The sequence below is a fragment of the Gordonia cholesterolivorans genome (assembly GCF_039531975.1).
In the GTDB taxonomy this organism is placed as follows: Bacteria; Actinomycetota; Actinomycetes; order Mycobacteriales; family Mycobacteriaceae; genus Gordonia; species Gordonia sihwensis.
The window spans coordinates 48,331-68,005 of record NZ_BAAARB010000014.1 but is presented as its reverse complement, the minus strand read 5'-3'; the positions used below and the strand labels follow the sequence as shown (position 1 = coordinate 68,005).

The following is a 19,675-nucleotide window of genomic DNA, read 5'->3' as shown; positions in this document are numbered from 1 at the left end:
CAGGCTACGCCGCGCCGCCACGTCTCGTGCCCGGAGCGGAGTCGGTCGCGATCTCAGCGTGCGTGCGAGCCTGCTCGGCTCGAGCCGCCCGGCGGGCGGCCCACGCGCCGAGGGTCGCCTCGACGTCGCGCGGCATCGTGATCAGTGGCGGCCCTTCCGGGGTCTGATACCGGGCGTTGACCGCCCGGGTGTTGAAATCCTCCACCTCGCGGCGCGCGGCCCGCTCGCTGGACATCGCATCGAGTTCGGCGTCGAGTTCGGCGTCGTCCTTCCGCAATTGGAGGGACGGCGGCAGTGAGACGAGCCGCTCTCGCTTCAAGTAGCGCTTGATCCACCAATCCGGGTCGTCGTGGTCTGACAGATCGAGAGGTTCGCCGGCTCCGGGCAGATCGTCGAAGTCGCCGCGTCGAGCTTGACGCTGGGTGACCGTCAGCGGGTTGCGTGCGCGCAGTGAGTCGAAATCCATTGGTGCACGCGGGAGGGTGGTCTGGGTGGTTTCGACTCGCTCCGCTCGCTCAACCAGCGGGAGGGCCGGGTTCGCTCGTCGGCGGGAGGGTTGGGTTCGCTCGGTCGGCGGGAGACCCGAGACGGCGGACGGTCGCGCCGTCGAGACTCGACGGCTCTGCGCGCCTCATTCGGGCTTGCGGCAGACGAAGATGGCGGTGCCCGGGAAGTAGGAGCCCCGCAGCGGCGACCACTGGCCCCACTCGTCCTCGAGGTCGTCGGGCCACTCCGGCTCGACGATGTCCTCCAGCAGTAAACCCGCGGCGACGATCTCGCGAACGCGATCACCGATCGTCCGGTGGTGTTCGACGTACGTGACTTCGCCGTCGTCGCCGGTCTCCGAGTATGGGGTTCGCGAGAAGTACGACATACGAACCACGAGACCTTCGGGTCCGGGGTCGTCGAGGAACATCCAGCGAATCGGATGGTTGGTGGCGAACACCCATCGGCCGCCGGGGCGCAGCACCCGCGCGACCTCGCGCATCATGCGGGCCGAGTCGGCGACGAACGGGACGGCGCCGAACGACGAGCAGGCTTTGTCGAACGACTCGTCGGCGAAGGGGAGGTGCTCGGCGCCGGCCTGGACGAGGGGAACCGGTGCGTCGTCGCGCTGCATCGACTCCAGGCCGTGCCGCAGCATGCCGATCGACACGTCGAGACCGATCACGTTGGCGCCCTGGGTTTTCAGCCATCTCGCGCACGGCGCCGAGCCGCATCCGACCTCGAGCACGTCGCGGCCGGCGACGTCGCCGAGAAGCCGGGCCTCCGACTCCCGGTAGCGCTCGGGGCCCCAGACGAACTCGCCTCCCGGTGTGTCGCCGCCGATGAAGTGGCCGTGCTCCTCGTGGTACTCGTCGGCTTCGCCGTCCCACCATGTCCGGTTCGCTCGTTCGCTGACGGCCGAGTCGATCTCACCGAGGACGCGAGGCGGTCGGGAAGTCATGGAGATGGTCCTCTCGTGGCATGGCGTTGGCTCCGAGCCTAGTGACCGCATGCCGGTCACTGAACGCGGAGCACACGTCGACCTCAGCAGCCTCGGCCGGGAATCACCACGTCGACCTTCGCGTCGCCGTCCCACCTGCGGATGGCCGACGCCCGTCCTACGACGGTCGGCCACGACAGCAGTTGCAGCGCGGCCGCGAGCTCGTCGGCAGTCAGTCGCAGCCCGAGCGTCACGTGCGGCGTCCACTGTCCGGGCAGGCTGTGCTGCGCGAGCTCGGTGACCCGTTCGCGGGTGAGCCGGACGATCGTCGCATGGACGGTGAGCAGTTCCGACGACGGCACCACCGCGCGGGCCAGTGTGTACTTGCGGCCGGCGGCGAACACGACCGCGCCGCCGACTCGGAACTCGAAGGGCAGTCGCTGGGCCGTGGAGGCCAGGGCGGAATCGGCGGCGGGCGAGATCGCAGTGCCGGCGAGCAGGGTGCAGTGCGGCCGATTGGTCCGGGCCCGCACCCGGCCCGCGCTCGGCAATCCGGCGGCTTCGAGCGCGTCCCACTGCGCACGAACGGCGGCCTCGGTCTCGGGATCGGGCAGGATCTCGATCGAATGTGCCATCCTCGGCTCCTTCTGTGCGCGCGTCCCGGAGACAGTATTTGTGCAGGTAGGCCCGCAGTAGTACGCTTGCACACGTGTATGCGCGAAGCATGCACTCTGCGCCGACCGGAACGTCACGTCGAGGCGGTGCGCACAATCGAAGGAAACCGGGCGCAGCCTGCGAAGACTGTCCCGTTTACCGTACCTACTAGATACCTGTCCGGAGCAACTCAACATATGTCGTCCCCCACGATTTCCTCGCCGCAAGTAGCCGTCAACGACATCGGCTCGGCCGAGGACTTCCTCGCCGCTGTCGACTCGACGATCAAGTACTTCAATGACGGCGACATCGTCGAAGGCACCATTGTCAAGGTCGATCGCGACGAGGTCCTGCTCGACATCGGCTACAAGACCGAGGGCGTCATTCCCTCGCGCGAGCTGTCGATCAAGCACGACGTCGACCCCAACGAAGTCGTCACCGTCGGCGACGAGGTCGAGGCCCTCGTTCTCACCAAGGAGGACAAGGAAGGCCGCCTGATCCTGTCGAAGAAGCGTGCGCAGTACGAGCGCGCTTGGGGCACGATCGAGGAGCTCAAGGAGAAGGACGAGGCCGTCAAGGGCACCGTCATCGAGGTCGTCAAGGGCGGCCTGATCCTCGACATCGGCCTGCGCGGCTTCCTCCCGGCTTCGCTGGTGGAGATGCGTCGCGTCCGCGACCTGCAGCCGTACATCGGCAAGGAGGTCGAGGCCAAGATCATCGAGCTCGACAAGAACCGCAACAACGTCGTTCTGTCGCGCCGCGCTTGGCTGGAGCAGACCCAGTCGGAGGTCCGCAGCGAGTTCCTCAACCAGCTGCAGAAGGGCCAGGTCCGCAAGGGCGTCGTGTCCTCGATCGTCAACTTCGGTGCGTTCGTCGACCTCGGCGGCGTCGACGGTCTGGTTCACGTCTCCGAACTGTCGTGGAAGCACATCGATCACCCGTCCGAGGTCGTCACCGTCGGCGACGAGGTCACCGTCGAGGTCCTCGACGTCGACATGGACCGCGAGCGCGTGTCGCTGTCGCTGAAGGCCACCCAGGAAGACCCGTGGCGCCAGTTCGCCCGCACCCACGCGATCGGTCAGATCGTTCCGGGCAAGGTCACCAAGCTCGTGCCGTTCGGCGCCTTCGTGCGCGTCGAAGAGGGCATCGAGGGTCTGGTCCACATCTCCGAGCTGGCCGAGCGCCACGTCGAGGTTCCGGACCAGGTCGTCTCCGTCGGCGACGACGCGATGGTCAAGGTCATCGACATCGACCTGGATCGCCGCCGCATCTCGCTGTCGCTGAAGCAGGCCAACGAGGACTACACCGAGGAGTTCGACCCCTCGAAGTACGGTATGGCCGACAGCTACGACGACCAGGGGAACTACATCTTCCCCGAGGGCTTCGACGCCGAGACCAACGAGTGGCTCGAGGGCTACGACAAGCAGCGTGAGGAGTGGGAGGCCCGCTACGCGGAGGCCGAGCGCCGTCACAAGCTGCACACCGCTCAGATCGAGAAGTTCGCCGCGGCTGCCGCCGAGGCGGAGAACGCTCCGAGCGACTACTCGTCGTCGAGTTCGGCTTCGCAGTCGACCTCGTCGAGCAGCGGCCCGGCCCAGACCGGCGGATCGCTCGCCAGCGACGAGCAGCTCGCCGCACTGCGCGAGAAGCTGTCGGGCAACGCCTGATTCACGCGCGGTCGGTCGGAGTGACTGACTGAACAACACCCCGGAACCTCGGTTCCGGGGTGTTGTCGTCTGTCCGGACGAGTCGGGGCGAGCTGGGGCTCGGCCGCTCGCGTACCGTGTGGCCATGCGAGAAGAGCCGACTTCGGACACGATGTCTTTCACCTGGCGCCGGCTCGCCCTGATCGGCGCCCTGGCCGCGACGACGGCGCTGACGATCGTCGTCGGTGTGACCGATCCCCATGCGCCGCTGGTGTATCCGACCCGTTTCCTGATCTGGAATCTATTCCTCGCCTGGCTTCCGCTGCTGATCGCGTGCGCCTTCGTCATCGTGCGAAACAAGCTTGCGCTGATTCCGCTCGGACTCGCGTGGCTGGCCTTCCTGCCCAACGCGCCCTACCTGATCACCGACCTCGTGCATCTGGGCGAAGGCTACGAACTCTGGCGGCACATTCTCCAGTACGGATTCGCGGCATGGACCGGCGTGATGCTCGGCGTCGTCTCGATGCGGCTGGTGCACCGACGCATCGAAGCGGACTGGGGACGGGCCGCGGGCTGGGCCGCCGTCGCCGCATCGGTGATCCTCTGCGCCGTAGGAGTGGTCATCGGTCGGTTCCAGCGCTGGAACTCCTGGGATCTCGTGACCCGGCCGGACGCCGTCGTCGCCCAGACGATGGGATGGGTGAGGTCACCCTTCGCGCACGTGCATTCGTCCGGCGTCGCCGTCGCGGTTGCTGTCTTCCTGGCCGCCGCATACCTGACGATGTGGACCTACGAGTCGATCGGCGACGCCGACCACTGACGGCGGCGCCGCCGACCTGTCCGTCTCCTGCAGTCTCACCCGAGCCGTACTTCGGCGACCGTCCGCAGGTGCGCGACGAGAGCCTGGCCCGACGGGCTGAGCGGACGGTCGGCGGCGACGGTGAGTCCGACGCTGTGCCCGATGGATCCGAGGTCCACGTCGAGCGGGGTGAGGCGGGCGTCGCCGCGTCCGATGAGGCTGGGCAGCACAGCGAGCGTCTCCGTATGGTGCAGCAGCTCCCGTACCGTGAGGAAGCTCGTCGCTTCCACACGGTTCTCCGGCAACGCGGTTCCGCTGCGGGCGAACACCGCTTCGAGTTCCCCGCGCAGGGCGGTCTCGACGCCGGGGAGCACCCACGGGTAACCGCGGGTGTCGGCGAGAGAGAACGGTCCGGCCCCCGCGAGGGGATGGGTGGCGCCGGCGAAGACCTCCACCGACTCCTCGTACAGCGGGATACGCGTGATAGTCGATGTGCTCGGCGATGTCAGACGACCGACGATCATGTCGATCCGACCCGCCTCGAGTTCAGCGAGCAGCGCTTCCGGCGAGCCCTCTCGCACCACGACGGTGAGTCGCGGATGCTTCGCTTTCAACTGCACAATCGCCTGCGGCAGAAGCACATTCGATCCCGCGAGATGCGTCCCGACGATCACGGTGCCGCGATCGGCGTCCGCCAGCTCCACCACATGGCGACCCGCCTGGTTCAGCTGTGCGAGGATCGCCCGCGCGTGCTCGGTGAACGCCGCCCCGAAGATCGTGGGCGTGATTCCCCGCGGGCCGCGCTCATACAGTTCCACTCCCACGATCGCCTCGATGTCGCGCAGGCTTCGCGTGGCGACCGGCTGAGTGACGTGGAGTTCCGCGGCTGCGCCGATCACGCTGCCCTGCCGCGACAGCGCGTCGATCAAGACCAGGTGCCGGATCTTCAGCCGGCCGTCGAGCAGTTTCGGCAGATCGATCGACGGCCGGTCCGCCGCACTCATACCCCGGAGGTGATCGTGATCAGCAGGTCGCCGTTCTCCACCTGCGCCACCCCCGGCACCGCGATCCTGCCGACCACGCCGCCCACCGGCGTGGTGATCGCCGCCTCCATCTTCATCGCCTCGATATGGGCGATCGTGTCGCCCGCGGCCACCTCGTCGCCTTCGGACACCTCCAGGGTGACCACGCCGGCGAACGGGGCGGGCACCTGACCGGGAACCGACGGATCGGCCTTCTCGGCCCGCGGCCGTGCGTCTTCGATCGAGCGGTCGCGCACCTGGACCGGCCGCAGCTGGCCGTTGATCCAGCACATCACCGTACGCATCCCGCGTTCGTCGGCTTCGGAGATCGACTCGAGGCCGAGAAGGAGCGTGACACCGGGTCCGAGTTCCACGACGTGTTCGGTGCCGGGAACCAGACCGTAGAAGAACTCGCGGGTGCCGATCACCGAGGTGTCGCCGAAGGTCTCGCGGTGCTCGATGAATTCCCTGGACGGACCGGGGAACAGCAGCCGTGACAGTGTGGTCCGGCGCGTCTGCGAGTCGGCTGCGAGCCCGGCGCGGTCGTCGTCGGTCAGTTCGGCGAGCGGCGGTGCCACGGCCGGCGTGTCGCCGAGCGCCCGGGTGCGGAGCGGTTCGGGCCAACCCGCGGCCGGAGTGCCCAGCTCGCCGCGGAAGAATCCGGTGACCGACTCGGGGAGGTCGACCACCGTCGGATCGGCGGCGAACTGTTCGGCACTGACGCCCGAACCGACGAGAGCGAGGGCGAGGTCGCCGACGACCTTCGACGACGGCGTCACCTTGATGAGGCGGCCGAAGGCCCGGTCGACACCGGAGTAGGCGCGTTCGATCTCCTCGAACCGGTCCGCGAGCCCCAGAGCGGTGGCCTGCGCACGCAGATTCGACAGCTGACCGCCCGGGATCTCATGGGTGTACACGCGGCCGGTCGGAGCGGGGATGCCGGCCTCGAACGGGTGATAGAGCCCGCGCATCGACTCCCAGTAGGGCTCGAGCTCGCAGACCGCGTCGAGGTCGATGCCGGTGTCGCGGTCGGTGTGGGCGGTCGCCGCGACCACCGCCGACATCGACGGTTGACTGGTACCGCCCGACATCGGGGCCGCGGCCACATCGACCGCGTCCGCGCCGGCGTTCCACGCCGCGAGGTACGTCGCCAGCTGGCCGCCCGCGGTGTCGTGCGTGTGGACGTGAACGGGAAGGTCGAAACGCGACCGGAGGGCCGTCACGAGCGTGGTGGCGGCCGGGGCGCGCAGCAGCCCGGCCATGTCTTTGACGGCGATGATGTGCGCGCCGGCGTCGACGACGCGCTCGGCCAGCCGGAGATAGTAGTCGAGGGTGTAGAGATCCTCCGCCGGGTCCGTCAGGTCACCGGTGTAACAGAGGGCGACCTCCGCGACCGCAGTGCCGGTCGCGCGCACGGCGTCGATCGCCGGACGCATCTGGTCGACGTCGTTCAGCGCGTCGAAGATGCGGAAGATGTCGACGCCGGTGGCGGCGGCCTCGGCCACGAAGGCATCGGTCACCTCGGTGGGATAAGGGGTGTAGCCGACGGTGTTGCGTCCCCGCAACAGCATCTGCAGGCAGATGTTCGGCACCGCCTCGCGCAGTCGTGCCAGGCGGTCCCACGGATCCTCGTGCAGAAAACGCAGGGCGACGTCGTAGGTCGCACCGCCCCAGGCCTCGATCGACAGCAGTTCCGGGATGCTCGAGGAGACGTGGCCGGCGACAGCGGTCAGGTCCTTGGTGCGGACGCGTGTGGCGAGCAGCGACTGGTGCGCGTCGCGGAAGGTGGTGTCGGTGATCGCCAGCGCCTTCTGCGCACGGAGATCGGCGGCGAAGCGTTCGGGGCCGAGGGCGGCGAGCCGCTGGCGGGAGCCCTCCGGCACGGATCGCTCGGATGCCGGCCGCGGCAGCTTGGAGGCCGGGTCCACGCCCGCCGGAGCCTTGCCGTTGGGGGAGTTGACCGTGATGTCGGCCAGGTAGTTCAGCATGCGTGTGCCGCGGTCGGCCGGAGCGTTGCCGTGCAGCAGCTCCGGATGCGCGGCGATGAAGCCGGTGTCGACGGCGCCGGACTGGAACGTCGGATCGTCGAGCACTGCGCGGAGGAATGGGATGTTCGTCGTCACCCCTCGGATGCGGAACTCCATCAGCGCGCGGCGGGCGCGGGCGAGCGCGATGTCGCGAGTGGACCCGCGGCAGGTGAGCTTGACCAGCATGGAGTCGAAGTAGGCGCCGACCTCCGCGCCGACCGTGGTCCCGCCGTCCAGGCGGACGCCGGCGCCGCCGGGCGACCGGTACGCCGTGATGCGTCCGGTGTCGGGCCGGAATTCGTTCGCGGGGTCCTCGGTGGTGATCCGGTACTGCATGGCGGCACCGTGCAGCGCGATCGTGTCCTGCGACAGTCCGAGACCGGCCAGAGTGGCTCCGGCGGCGAGCTGCAACTGGGTCTGGACGAGATCGACGTCGGTCACCTCTTCGGTGACGGTGTGTTCCACCTGGATGCGGGGATTCATCTCGATGAACACGTAGTCGCCGCTGCGGTCCAGGAGGAACTCGACCGTCCCGGCACAGGTGTAGCCGATGTGGCGTGCGTAGCGCACGGCGTCGGCGCACATGCGCTCGCGCAGGTCCGCGGGCAGGTCCGGCGCGGGTGCCTGCTCGATGACCTTCTGATGGCGACGCTGGACGGAGCAGTCGCGCTCATAGAGATGGACGACGTCGCCGGTGGCGTCGCCGAGGACCTGGACCTCGATGTGCCGCGGCCCGCTCACCGCCTGCTCGATGTACACCGCACCGTCGCCGAACGCCGACTCCGCTTCGCGGGAGGCCTCTTCGAGCGCCGCGCGCAGGAGTGCGGGATCGTCGACGAGGCGCATGCCGCGACCACCGCCGCCCGAGACGGCCTTGACGAAGACCGGGAAGGTCATCGACTCGCCGGCGTCCAGCAGCGTCTGCACGTCGGTGGAGGGTTCGGTCGACGCCAGGACCGGGAGCCCGGCGGCGCGGGCTTCGGCGATCGCTCGAGACTTGTTGCCCGTCAGCTGAAGGACTTCGGCAGTCGGACCCACGAAGGTGATCCCGGCCGCGGCGCACGCCCGTGCGAGTTCGGGGTTCTCGGAGAGGAATCCGTATCCGGGGTAGACGGCGTCGGCACCGGATTCCTTCGCGACACGGATGATCTCGTCCACATCGAGGTAGGCCCGAACGGGATGCCCGGGCTCGCCGATCCGGTACGCCTCGTCTGCCTTGAACCGGTGGGGAGAGTTCCGGTCCTCGTGCGGGTACACCGCGACGGTGGTGATGCCCAGCTCGACGGCCGCGCGGAGGGCGCGGATCGCGATCTCGCCTCGGTTGGCGACAAGGATCTTGCGGAACATGACGGGGGTCCTCATTTCGGGGTGTGGGTCGGTGCGGTCAGGGCGAAGAGACGATGCACGGCCGACGACAGTTCGGTGTCGCGATCGGCCAGGTCGACGAAGACGTCGAAGTGGTTCCGTCCGGGAACGGTCAGGAGCGGGCCGGCACTTCCGCGGGCCCAGTGCCGGTGGAAGTCCCGACTCTGCCGGCGGAAGCCGTCGGCCTCGTGCTCGGCCATGGCGATCACCGCCGGAGCGGGATCGTCGGGCAGCGGTGCGAGGGCCGGGCTGAGGTCGGCAGCGGACTGCTCGGTCAGGAAGAGCCACTCGTTCGCCTCGGCGTGGATCAGCGGCCGCAGATCATAGAGTCCGCTGATCAGCAGGCCGGCGTGCACTGCGCGATCGGGCAGCCCGAGGTCGGCCTGCCAACCGCCGATCATGGTGGTCGCGGCGAGGTGAGCACCCGCCGAACTGCCGCAGACCACGATCCTGTTGCGATCGAGGCCGTGCGCGGGTCCGTCGCGATGCACCCATGCGACGGCCGCCCTGACTTGACGGACCATTTCGGGCAGGGAGGTCGCCGGAGCCAGTCCGTAGTCGACAGCGACAGTGGCGATACCGTGGTCGGCCAGCGTGCGCGCCATGAACGCGGTGTCCAGGCGTGACAGCGAGCGCCAGTATCCGCCGTGGATCACCAGGAATACCGGACGGGGAGCGTCGGCGATCCCCCACACGTCGAGCACCTCGTCGCTGTGCTCGTCGTAGGCGACGCCGCGGGCGCCGGGCAGATCCCGGACTGCGCGCTCGGACCGCGTTCGGTAATCGTCCATCACCCTGGCGAAGGTTTCCGGGGACACGGTTCCGCGGGCGCTGTATGCGGCGGCGATCTCGGGGTCGAACAACGGGGCTCCTTCGAACGGCAACGAATCGTCTTCAGGGTCTGGCACGCAACTCATACCCGTCTAATGCCGAACACGTACCCGACTATGCCATTTTTGCTATGACGACCGGCACTCCGGTCGGCGGTTGTGACCATCTCCGTTATGACTATTTCGGTATGTGAGTGATTCCGCTAGGTATTTGAACCACATGGCGATGCGGATCACAGTGGATTCATGACCGCACCCCACCCCGAATGGATTCGCAACTACGTCGACGGCGCATTCCTCGACCCCGATCCGGCGTCGGCGTTCGACGCGGTCGACCCCGCCACCGGCACCGCGTACGCCAGGGTTCACGAGGCCGGAGCCGAGATCGTCGACCGTGCCGTCGGTTCGGCGCGACGTGCGCTGGCCGCCGGCTGGGCCGACCGGCCGGTCGCAGATCGGGCCCGGATCCTCCGTCGTGCCGCCGACCTGATCGAACAGCGCTTCGACGACTTCGTCGCCGCAGAGCTCGCCGACACCGGCAAGCCGGTGACACAGGCGCGTGCCCTCGACGTCGCCCGCGCTCCGATGAACTTCCGCGCGTACGCCGACCTGGTGTCGAGCGCCGGCGAGCAGTCGTACCTGACCGACACCGCCGACGGTCGCCGAGCCCTGAACTACACGGTCCGCAAACCGCTCGGCGTGATCGCGATCATCGTCCCCTGGAACCTCCCGCTCCTGCTCCTCACCTGGAAAGTCGCACCGGCGCTCGCCTGCGGGAACGCGGTGGTGGTGAAGCCGAGCGAGGACACTCCCGCCACCGCCTCGCTGCTGGCCGAAGTGCTCGCGGAAGCCGGTCTGCCGCGCGGTGTGTACAACGTGGTCCACGGTTTCGGCGCCGATTCGGCCGGGGCGTTCCTGACCGAGCATCCCGGAATCGACGGTGTCACCTTCACCGGATCGTCGGCCACCGGCAGTCACGTCATGCGGACGGTGGCGCCGCGGGTGCGGCCGGTCTCGCTGGAGCTCGGCGGCAAGAACGCGGCGATCGTCTTCGATGACGCGGACGTCGACGAGGCGGTCAAGGGACTGAGCCGGTCGATCTTCACCAACACCGGCCAGGTGTGTCTGTGCACCGAGCGCGTATACGTTCAGCGGCGGATCTTCGACGAGGTGGTGGCCGGCCTGGCGACCGAGGCCGCCTCGCTGCGGCTGGGAGATCCGTTCGACGAGGCGACGACGACCGGCCCGCTCATCTCAGAGAAGCACCGGAGGAAGGTCCTGAGCTACTTCGACCTCGCCCGCGCGGAAGGCGCCGATGTGGTGTGCGGGGGCCGGGTCCCGGACGTGGGAGAGCACCTCGACGGGGGTTCGTGGATCGCGCCGACGCTGTGGACGGGCGTCGACAACAGCAGTCGCGTGATGCGCGAGGAGATCTTCGGCCCGGTGGCCGGTCTGGTCCCGTTCGACACCGAGGAGGAGGCGATCGCACTCGCCAACGACACCGAGTACGGGCTCGCGTCGGTTGTCTGGACCGACGATCTGCGTCGCGGTCACCGCGTCGCCGCGCGGATGAACGTCGGGCTCTCGTGGGTCAACACCTGGTACCTGCGTGATCTGCGAGCCCCGTTCGGCGGCGTCGGGCTCTCCGGCATCGGCCGCGAGGGCGGAGAATCCTCGCTGCACTTCTACACCGAACCGACCAACGTCTGCCTGCAACTGTGACCACCACACCTCCGTCCGAAGCGAAAGGACCGCATATGCACACCACCGACGACGAGGCGGCCGCGCTGGCCGGCCGTCTCGACCACGCCCAGACCGGATGTCGAGAGACCCCGAGCATCGAACGTGATCCCGCGATCGGTATCGCCTTCGACGTCGACCTCGCATATCGGGTGCAGGAAGAACTGATCGGGCTGCGAACGGCGCGCGGCGAGAGCGTGGTCGGAGTGAAACTCGGGTTCACCAGCAAGGCCAAGATGGCGCAGATGGGCGTCTCCGACGTCATCGTGGGCCGGCTCACCGACGCGATGACCGTCGCGAACGGCGGCACGGTGGACCTCGGGAAGTTCATCCACCCGAAGGCGGAGCCGGAGGTGGCGTATCTGCTCTCGCGCGATGTGCGCCTCGACGACCCGAACGAGGACATCCTCGACGCGGTCTCGGCGATCGCTCCGGCGGTGGAGGTCATCGACTCGCGTTATCCGGACTTCGCCTTCACCTACGCCGACGTGGTGGCCGACAACACCTCGGCGGCCGGATATGCGATCGGGGAGTGGTCGCCGCTGTGCGACGCGGCGGACCTTGACGTGACCCTGCGCGTCGGCGCCGACTCGGTGCACGGTTCCACCGCCGCGATCCTCGGCGATCCGGCTCAGGCCCTGCTCGCGCTCCTCGACATGTGCCGGCGGCGGCGCATTCCGCTCGAGGCCGGCCACGTGATACTCGCCGGCGCGGCGACCGCCGCGCTGCCGCTCACCGCCTCCACGCCCGACGGCACGGACGTGCAGTGCACCGTCGAAGGACTCGGAACGGTCTCCTTCACGGCAGTCGGAGAGGCGGCCCGCCGATGAGCGCCGCCGGCGCCGAGGCGCTCGTCGTCAGCGGAAAAGCCACCCCTCGAGGACGATTCCCGCACGTGAAGACGGTCGGCGATCTGATCTTCGTCTCCGGCACCAGCTCGCGCCGTCCGGACAACACGTTCGTCGGCGTCGAGGTCGACGAGATGGGCACCGCCTCCCTCGACATCGAGGCGCAGACGCGAGCGGTGATCGAGAACATCCGCGACATCCTCGCCGAGGTCGGCGCCGGACTCGACGACCTCTGTCAGGTCACGGCCTACCTCGTGTCGATGAACGATTTCGGCGCCTACAACCGCGTCTACGGCGAGTACTTCGACGAGAACGGTCCCACGCGGACCACCGTCGCGGTGCACCAGCTCCCGCATCCGCACCTGCTCATCGAGATCCAGGCGATCGCACATCGCCGGCGGCCGTGACTCGGCCACCCACTCACAACCCCAGGAGTTCCCATGACGACTATTCCGCCCGTCATCGATTTCCAGCGCTGGATCGACGACAACCGCCATCTGCTCAAGCCGCCGGTGAACAACCAGATGATGGCGCTCGGAGACGACTTCATCATTCAGGTGGTCGGCGGCCCCAACGAGCGCTACGACTACCACTACGAGCCGTACGAGGAGTGGTTCTACCAGCTCCGCGGCGACATCCACGTCAACCTGATGACCGAGGACGGGCCGCGACGGGTCGATGTCCGGGAAGGGGAGACGTGGCTGATGCCTGCGAACATTCCGCATTCGCCGCAGCGGCCCGACCCCGATTCGATCGGTCTGGTGATCGAGCGGGTCCGCAAGGAGGGCACGCTGGAGAAGTTCCAGTGGTATTGCCTGGAATGCCACACCAAGCTGCACGAGGTGGAGTTGCAGGTGCGCGACCTCGTCGAGGACATGCCTCCGGTCTTCGACTCCTTCGGTTCCGATGAGCAGGCCAGGACCTGCCGTGAATGCGGCGCCCTCCATCCGGGGAAGGGCTGAAGTGAGCGACATCATCGACGTCCACACCCACTATGTGCCGAAGGGATGGCCCGACCTGCGCGACGTCGCCGGTCCCGAAGCACCGTGGCTGCGTGTGGAGTCCGAACGCGAGGCGATGATGATGACCGGCGACGTCGAGTTCCGCCGGATCCAGTCCGACGCCTGGGATCCGGAGGTGCGCCTGCGCGATATGGACGCGGACGGGGTGGCGACCCAGGTGGTCTCGCCGACGCCGGTGTTCTTCAATTACGCGAGGACCGGTGAACAGGCCGCGCGGATCTCCGCGGTGTTCAACGATCTGGCACTCGAGATCGTCGACGCGGCCGGCGAACGGATGATCCCGTTCTGTCAGGTGCCGCTGCAGGATCCCGATCTCGCATGCGAGGAACTCGACCGGTGCCTCGCCAACGGGCACCGCGGCGTCGAGATCGGCAACCACGTCGGTGATCGTGATCTGGACGACGAAGGCGTCGTCACCTTTCTGCAGCACTGCGCCGACCGCGACGTCCCCGTCTTCGTTCACCCGTGGGACATGGCGGGATCGCCGCGACTGGACCGCTGGATGGCGCAATGGCTGGTGGGGATGCCCGCCGAGTCGCATCTGTCGATTCTGGCGATGATCCTCGGCGGCACCTTCGACCGAGTGGACGAGCGACTCAAGATCGCCTTCGCGCACGGCGGCGGCTCGTTCGCCTTCTGGCTCGGTCGGATGGAGAACGCCTGGCATCGGCGCCACGATGTCATCGGCACCTCCGAATATCCGCCGTCGCACTATCTCGGACGGTTCTACGTCGATTCGGTGGTCTTCGACGAACGCGCGTTGCGGCTGCTGGTCGACACGATCGGGCGCGACCGGGTGCTGGTGGGCAGCGACTACCCCTATCCGCTCGGAGAGCGGCCGGTCGGCGAAGTGGTGCGAAAGAGCGAATTCCTGGATTCGACCACCCGATCGCTGATCACACACGGGAACGCCGAGCGTTTCCTGGGACTCTGAGTCTCCCCGCACCGGAGCCGGGCGGTGTCCGGCCGCCGGGTGGTGCGCCGACGGCCCGCTCCATCCCTATGCCCGCCGGGGCATCGGTACCGCGGGGAAAGGCATTTCTCACGCGCCGCCGTATGCCGTCTTCTGAATGTGACCCCGATTACTGATCGTTCGTCGGCGTCGTCACCTCACACCCATGAAAGGCCGATATCGATGTTCACCCGATCCTCCGACAAGGCACTGAGCGATCAGCAGGCGCGACGCCGGGTCGCCTCGGCGATGCTCGTCGGCACCACTCTCGAGTGGTACGACTTCTTCCTCTACGGCACAGCTGCCGCATTGATCTTCAACAAACAGTTCTTCCCGTCGTTGAGTCCCGCCGCAGGCACGCTCGCGGCCTTCAGCACGTTCGCCGTCGGCTTCGTCGCGCGTCCGCTCGGTGGCCTCGTCTTCGGTCACTTCGGCGACCGGGTCGGACGGCGGAACACGCTCATCGTCTCGCTCCTGATGATGGGTGCGGCCTCGACGCTGATCGGCGTGGTGCCCAACTACGGGTCCATCGGAGTGTGGGCGCCGGTACTGCTGGTGCTGCTTCGCGTGGTCCAGGGACTCGGTCTCGGCGGCGAGGGTGCCGGCGCCACGCTGATGTCGATGGAGCACGCGCCCGCAGGCAAGCGGAACCTCTACGCGGGTTTCCCGCAGATGGGCACTCCCGCCGGACTGGTCCTGGCGAACGTCGTCTTCCTGACCACCAATGCGGTGATGCCGTCCGGAGCCTTCGACGCGTGGGGCTGGCGGATCCCGTTCCTGCTCAGCGCGGTGCTTGTGGTGATCGGTCTGGTGATCCGCCTGCACGTCGAGGAGTCGCCCTCGTTCAGCCGGGTCGTCAGTCACCGGGCCGTCGAGCGGTTCCCGCTGCGAGAGGCGATGCGCGTGGGTGTCGGGCGGATGGCACTGACGCTCGGCGTGATGATCGCGAACTCGGCGGTGGCCTACGTGTTCATGGTCTTCACCCTCTCGTACGGCACCGAGCACCTCGACTACAGCCGTTCCTTCCTCATCGTCTGCGTCTCGGTCGCGGCCGTGATCTGGTTCGCGACCATCCCGTTCTGGACTCGGATCGCCGACCGCAGCGGCCGGCGCTCCATGTTCGTCGGAGGGTCGGTCGCGCTGCTGATCTGGTGTCTGGTCTTCCTGCCGATGCTCGGCACGGGCAGTGCGGTGATCACCGCCGCGGCGTTCCTCGGGATGGGCGTCATCGTGCCGATCACGCACAGCGTCCAGGGCGCGATCATCGCCGACACCTTCCCGGCCGCCGTCCGCTACTCGGGAACTTCGCTGATCCTGCAGGTCGGCGCGATTCTGGGCGGGGGACTGGCACCGATCATCTCTTCGGCGCTGGTCGGGGAGTCCGGTGGCGCCGCCGGCGTCACCGCGTATCTCGCCGTTGTCTGCCTGCTCAGCCTGGTGTGCGCGGTGGTTCTGTTCGCTCGGGTGCCGGAGCCGGAACCCGCTGCGGCGGCCGCCGCCGAAGGCGCGACCGTGTGACGACTCGCGACACTCCGGCGACGAGGCGGGGCGGCCGATTCGATCGGCCGCCCCGCCTCGTCAACGCAGCGTGCGTCGACGGTCGAGGGTGGACGCGATCCCGGTCGCTGCGGCGCGGACCGCGTCGGTGTGCGCCTCGGGCCGGTACCGCGTGAGCGGGCCGGTCACGCTGACTGCGGCCACCACGGTGTTGTTCGCGACGTCCAGGATCGGCGCCGCGACGCACGCGATTCCGGGAGCCGACTCCTCGTACTCGAAGGCCGCTCCGGATTCGCGGATGGCATCGAGTTGGCGCGCCAGGATGCCCGGCGCGACGATCGTTCGCGGGGTGCGGCGGGGGAGCGGTCCGGCGAGGACGCTCTGCTGCAGAGCGGGATCCGAGTGCGCCAAGAGTGCCTTGCCGATCCCCGTGCAGTGCAACGGCATCCGGCCGCCTGTGCGCGAGGGCGCGCTGGCCTGACGGTGACCGCCGATCTTCGCCACGTAGACCACCTCGTGGCCGTCGAGGACACCCAGGTGCACGGTCTCCCGGGTTCGCCCGTAGAGGTCCTGGAGGAAGGGCATCGCGATCTCCAGCAGACTGCGTTCCACCGACGCGAGCATCCCGAGTTCGAACAGGCCGCCGGACAGTCGGTACCCGTCGTCGGTCCGGTCGAGGAGCCGGACCCCGACGAGTTCACCGGCCAGCCGATGCACCGTCGCCTTGTGCAGACCGGTGCGGCGCACCAGTTCGGCGAGGCTCAGTTCGTTGTCGTCGACAGTGAAGGCCCGGAGGATGGTCACCACTTTGCCGACGACGGTGGCGCGGTCCACGGCGTGCTCGCCGTCGCCCGGATCCGACGGTTTCGAGGGCGTCGTTCTGGCCATGCGGACGACACTACCGCCTCCGTCTCGCTCAGCGAGACGACGCTCTTCTCTTCGGGCGGCACAGCGGTGAGCATGGTCACCATGACCGAGACCACCGAACGCGAGCCGGCGCAGAATCCGGTCGCCGAAGACCAGGCCGCGCAGCGGCTGCTCACCGCCCTCCAGACCAGACAGGCGTGCACTCCGGTGCGCGACCTGATCGGACCCACGGATCTGGCCGCGGCCTACCGCGTCCAGGAACGGCTGACCGCGGGCCGGGTGTCCGGCGGTGCGACGATCGTCGGCCGCAAGATCGGCCTCACCTCTGCGGCCGTTCAAGACCAGATGGGCGTCGACCAGCCCGACTTCGGCGTCCTCTTCGACGACATGGCGTACGGCGACGGCGAGGTGGTTCCGATCGACCGGCTGCTGCAGCCCAAGGCCGAGGCGGAGGTCGCTTTCGTCTTGAAGAAGGATCTCGCCGACGGTCCGCTCGACATCGAACAGATCCGCGATGCGATCGACTACGGCGTCGCCGCACTGGAGGTCTGCGACAGCCGCATCGACGGCTGGGACATCGCATTCGCCGACACGGTCGCCGACAACGCCTCCTCGGGGGTCTACGTCCTCGGCACCGACCGCAGGACGCTCGACGAGTTCCGTCCCGTCGACGTCGGCATGTCGATGCTCGTCAACGGCGAGGAGGTCTCGACCGGTGAGGGCGCGGCCTGCCTCGGAGACCCGCTCAACGCCGTCGCCTGGTTGGCCCGGGCCGCCCGCGACTTCGGCGAACCCCTGCGCGCGGGTCAGGTGATCCTGTCCGGAGCGCTCGGCCCCATGCGCCCGATTCAACCCGGAGACGAGGTGACCGTCGTGATCGACGGCCTCGGATCGGTGAAAGCCCGTTTCAGTGAAGGGAACTCCCATGAGTAAGACGTCAGGCGGCAAGACGAAGGTCGCCATCATCGGCTCCGGCAACATCGGGACCGATCTGATGATCAAGGTGCTGCGGACCGCCAAGCACCTCGAGATGGGTGCGATGGTCGGCATCGATCCCGACTCCGACGGCCTGGCCCGCGCCCAGCGCCTCGGCGTGCCCACCACGCACGAAGGCGTCGAGGGTCTCGTCGCGATGCCGAACTTCGACGAGATCGAGATCGTCTTCGACGCCACCTCGGCCAAAGCCCACGAGCACAATGCGTCGATCCTGCAGCCGCTGGGCAAGCGGTTGATCGACCTGACGCCGGCGGCCATCGGACCGTACGTGGTGCCGGCGGTGAACATCGGCGACCATCTCGATGCGCAGAACGTCAACATGGTGACCTGCGGCGGGCAGGCGACCATCCCGATCGTCGCCGCGGTGTCCCGCGTGGCGCCGGTCGCCTACGCCGAGATCGTCGCGTCCATCGCGTCCAAGTCGGCCGGACCCGGCACCCGCGCCAACATCGACGAGTTCACCGAGACCACGTCGGCGGCCATCGAGCAGGTCGGCGGGGCCCGCAACGGCAAGGCCATCATCATCCTGAACCCGGCCGAGCCGCCGCTGATCATGCGCGACACCGTGTATGCGCTGGTCGATGCGCCGGACCTGGACACTCAGGAGCGGATCCGCAATTCTGTCGAGAAGATGGTCGCGGACGTCTCCGCATACGTCCCGGGGTACCGACTGAAGCAGAAGGTGCAGATCAACCCGATCGCCGAGGGGTCGCCGGTTCAGACGCTGATGACCCAGGAGCCGGAGTCGGCTCCCACCCACCAGGTGTCGGTCTTCCTCGAAGTCGAGGGTGCCGCGCACTATCTGCCGGCCTATGCCGGGAACCTCGACATCATGACGTCCGCGGGCCTGCAGTACGCGGAGCGGATCGCAGCGCTGAAGGAGTCCAACGCATGAGCACCCCCATCTTCGTCCAGGACGTCACGCTGCGTGACGGCATGCATGCCATCCGCCATCAGATCAGCACCGACGACGTCAAGCGCATCGTCTCTGCGCTCGACGAGGCCGGCGTCGACGCCATCGAGGTGGCGCACGGCGACGGTCTGGCGGGCGGCTCGGTGAACTACGGGCCCGGTTCCAACACCGACTGGGAGTGGATCGAGGCCGCGGCGAGTGTTCTGAAGAACGCACGGCTCACCACTCTGCTGCTGCCGGGCGTGGGCACTGTCGAGGAACTGAAGCACGCATGGGATCTCGGCGTCCGGTCGGTCCGCATCGCGACGCACTGCACCGAGGCCGACGTCTCCGCACAGCACATCGCCGCGGCGCGGGAGATCGGCATGGACGTCTCGGGCTTCCTGATGCTCTCGCACATGTCGACCCCCGAGAAGCTGGCGGAGCAGGCCAAGCTGATGGAGAGCTACGGCGCGCACTGCGTGTACATCACCGATTCGGGCGGACGCCTGACGATGAACGACGTGGTCGCGCGAGTGAAGGCCTACCGGGCCGTGCTGAATCCGGAGACCGAGATCGGCATCCACGCTCACGAGAACCTCTCGCTGTCGGTCGCCAACTCGGTGGTCGCGGTCGAGAACGGCGTCTACCGCGTCGACGCCTCGCTGGCCGGCCACGGTGCCGGAGCGGGCAACTGCCCGATCGAGCCCTTCGTCGCCGTCGCGAATCTGTCGGGCTTCGAGCACCGCTGCGACCTGAACAAGCTGGAGGACGCGGCCGACGACATCGTCCGGCCACTGCAGGACCGCCCGGTCCGCGTCGACCGCGAGACGCTGACGCTCGGTTACGCCGGCGTGTACTCGTCGTTCCTGCGTCACGCCGAGGCCGCGGCCAAACGGTACGACCTCGACGTGCGCGACATCCTCACCGTGTGCGGTGAACGGCGTCTGGTCGGTGGCCAGGAGGACATGATCGTCGACATCGCCCTCACTCTGGTGGCGGAGCGCGACGGCGAGGTCGCCTAGCATCTCGCTCAATTCGACGAAGCCCGCGCGGTCACCGACTGCGCGGGCTTCGTCGTGCCGAGCGGAT

Annotated in this window: 18 protein-coding genes; 11 read left to right on the top strand and 7 right to left on the bottom strand. The window is 68.2% G+C overall.

Annotated features, from left to right (window positions below):
• Positions 1-4 precede the first annotated feature (4 nt).
• From ABFX36_RS13315 to ABFX36_RS13305, 3 genes are all read right to left on the bottom strand, one after another.
• Positions 5-466 (bottom strand): DnaJ family domain-containing protein, encoded by a 462-nt coding sequence (locus ABFX36_RS13315; protein ID WP_006895413.1) that lies wholly within the window; start codon positions 464-466, stop codon positions 5-7.
• A 165-nt stretch (positions 467-631) separates the two neighbouring features.
• On the bottom strand, positions 632-1,447 hold the full coding sequence (locus ABFX36_RS13310; protein WP_006895414.1) for a class I SAM-dependent methyltransferase: 816 nt from the start codon (positions 1,445-1,447) through the stop codon (positions 632-634).
• 83 nt (positions 1,448-1,530) lie between these two features.
• Positions 1,531-2,061, bottom strand: coding sequence for a 2'-5' RNA ligase family protein (locus ABFX36_RS13305; protein ID WP_006895415.1), 531 nt, complete (start codon positions 2,059-2,061; stop codon positions 1,531-1,533).
• 216 nt (positions 2,062-2,277) lie between these two features.
• Here ABFX36_RS13305 and rpsA point away from each other — a divergent pair, with 216 nt between their 5' ends.
• Positions 2,278-3,747 (top strand): 30S ribosomal protein S1, encoded by a 1,470-nt coding sequence (gene rpsA, locus ABFX36_RS13300; RefSeq protein WP_006895416.1) that lies wholly within the window; start codon positions 2,278-2,280, stop codon positions 3,745-3,747.
• A gap of 124 nt (positions 3,748-3,871) precedes the next feature.
• The gene (locus tag ABFX36_RS13295) at positions 3,872-4,546 is read left to right on the top strand and encodes a DUF1361 domain-containing protein (RefSeq protein ID WP_412475175.1); all 675 of its coding nucleotides are present in this window, start codon (positions 3,872-3,874) and stop codon (positions 4,544-4,546) included.
• 35 nt (positions 4,547-4,581) lie between these two features.
• Here the strand turns inward: ABFX36_RS13295 and ABFX36_RS13290 are convergent, their stop codons facing one another.
• From ABFX36_RS13290 to ABFX36_RS13280, 3 genes are read right to left on the bottom strand one after another with little or no spacing between them, the layout of a single operon-like run.
• Positions 4,582-5,529 carry a LysR substrate-binding domain-containing protein gene (locus tag ABFX36_RS13290; RefSeq protein WP_346076727.1) on the bottom strand — a complete coding sequence of 316 codons (948 nt, stop codon included), beginning with the start codon at positions 5,527-5,529 and terminating at the stop codon, positions 4,582-4,584.
• Entirely contained in the window at positions 5,526-8,921 is a 3,396-nt protein-coding gene (locus tag ABFX36_RS13285; RefSeq protein WP_346076725.1) for a pyruvate carboxylase, read from the bottom strand. Before ABFX36_RS13285 ends, ABFX36_RS13290 begins: the two co-directional genes overlap by 4 nt.
• Positions 8,922-8,932: 11 nt before the next feature.
• On the bottom strand, positions 8,933-9,847 hold the full coding sequence (locus ABFX36_RS13280; RefSeq protein WP_231649987.1) for an alpha/beta hydrolase: 915 nt from the start codon (positions 9,845-9,847) through the stop codon (positions 8,933-8,935).
• Between the two features lie 168 nt (positions 9,848-10,015).
• On the opposite strand from ABFX36_RS13280, the gene ABFX36_RS13275 reads away from it, so the two are divergent.
• The 6 genes from ABFX36_RS13275 to ABFX36_RS13250 all read left to right on the top strand — a co-directional run bounded on the left by ABFX36_RS13275 (position 10,016) and on the right by ABFX36_RS13250 (position 15,849).
• Positions 10,016-11,491: a 2-hydroxymuconic semialdehyde dehydrogenase gene (locus ABFX36_RS13275; protein ID WP_006895421.1), complete on the top strand. Its 1,476-nt coding sequence runs from the start codon at positions 10,016-10,018 to the stop codon at positions 11,489-11,491.
• Between the two features lie 35 nt (positions 11,492-11,526).
• Entirely contained in the window at positions 11,527-12,339 is an 813-nt protein-coding gene (locus ABFX36_RS13270) for a 2-keto-4-pentenoate hydratase (protein ID WP_346076722.1), read from the top strand.
• Positions 12,336-12,764, top strand: coding sequence for a RidA family protein (locus ABFX36_RS13265; RefSeq protein WP_006895424.1), 429 nt, complete (start codon positions 12,336-12,338; stop codon positions 12,762-12,764). The genes ABFX36_RS13270 and ABFX36_RS13265 overlap by 4 nt, the downstream gene beginning before the upstream one ends.
• A 33-nt stretch (positions 12,765-12,797) precedes the next feature.
• Complete coding sequence (locus tag ABFX36_RS13260; RefSeq protein ID WP_006895426.1) at positions 12,798-13,319, top strand: 3-hydroxyanthranilate 3,4-dioxygenase; 522 nt, start codon at positions 12,798-12,800, stop codon at positions 13,317-13,319.
• Between the two features lies 1 nt (position 13,320).
• Positions 13,321-14,313 (top strand): amidohydrolase family protein, encoded by a 993-nt coding sequence (locus ABFX36_RS13255; RefSeq protein WP_062367746.1) that lies wholly within the window; start codon positions 13,321-13,323, stop codon positions 14,311-14,313.
• A gap of 201 nt (positions 14,314-14,514) precedes the next feature.
• Entirely contained in the window at positions 14,515-15,849 is a 1,335-nt protein-coding gene (locus ABFX36_RS13250) for an MFS transporter (RefSeq protein ID WP_006895429.1), read from the top strand.
• Between the two features lie 60 nt (positions 15,850-15,909).
• Here ABFX36_RS13250 and ABFX36_RS13245 read toward each other — a convergent pair whose 3' ends face one another.
• The gene (locus ABFX36_RS13245; protein ID WP_045536798.1) at positions 15,910-16,716 is read right to left on the bottom strand and encodes an IclR family transcriptional regulator; all 807 of its coding nucleotides are present in this window, start codon (positions 16,714-16,716) and stop codon (positions 15,910-15,912) included.
• A gap of 72 nt (positions 16,717-16,788) precedes the next feature.
• Here ABFX36_RS13245 and ABFX36_RS13240 point away from each other — a divergent pair, with 72 nt between their 5' ends.
• From ABFX36_RS13240 to dmpG, 3 genes are read left to right on the top strand one after another with little or no spacing between them, the layout of a single operon-like run.
• Positions 16,789-17,628, top strand: a complete 840-nt coding sequence (locus tag ABFX36_RS13240) for a 2-keto-4-pentenoate hydratase (RefSeq protein WP_375003992.1) — start codon at positions 16,789-16,791, stop codon at positions 17,626-17,628.
• A complete protein-coding gene (locus ABFX36_RS13235; RefSeq protein ID WP_006895433.1) occupies positions 17,621-18,586 on the top strand; it encodes an acetaldehyde dehydrogenase (acetylating) in 966 nt (321 codons plus the stop codon). Before ABFX36_RS13240 ends, ABFX36_RS13235 begins: the two co-directional genes overlap by 8 nt.
• A complete protein-coding gene (gene dmpG, locus ABFX36_RS13230) occupies positions 18,583-19,608 on the top strand; it encodes a 4-hydroxy-2-oxovalerate aldolase (RefSeq protein ID WP_006895434.1) in 1,026 nt (341 codons plus the stop codon). Before ABFX36_RS13235 ends, dmpG begins: the two co-directional genes overlap by 4 nt.
• The last annotated feature ends 67 nt before the right edge of the window (positions 19,609-19,675 follow it).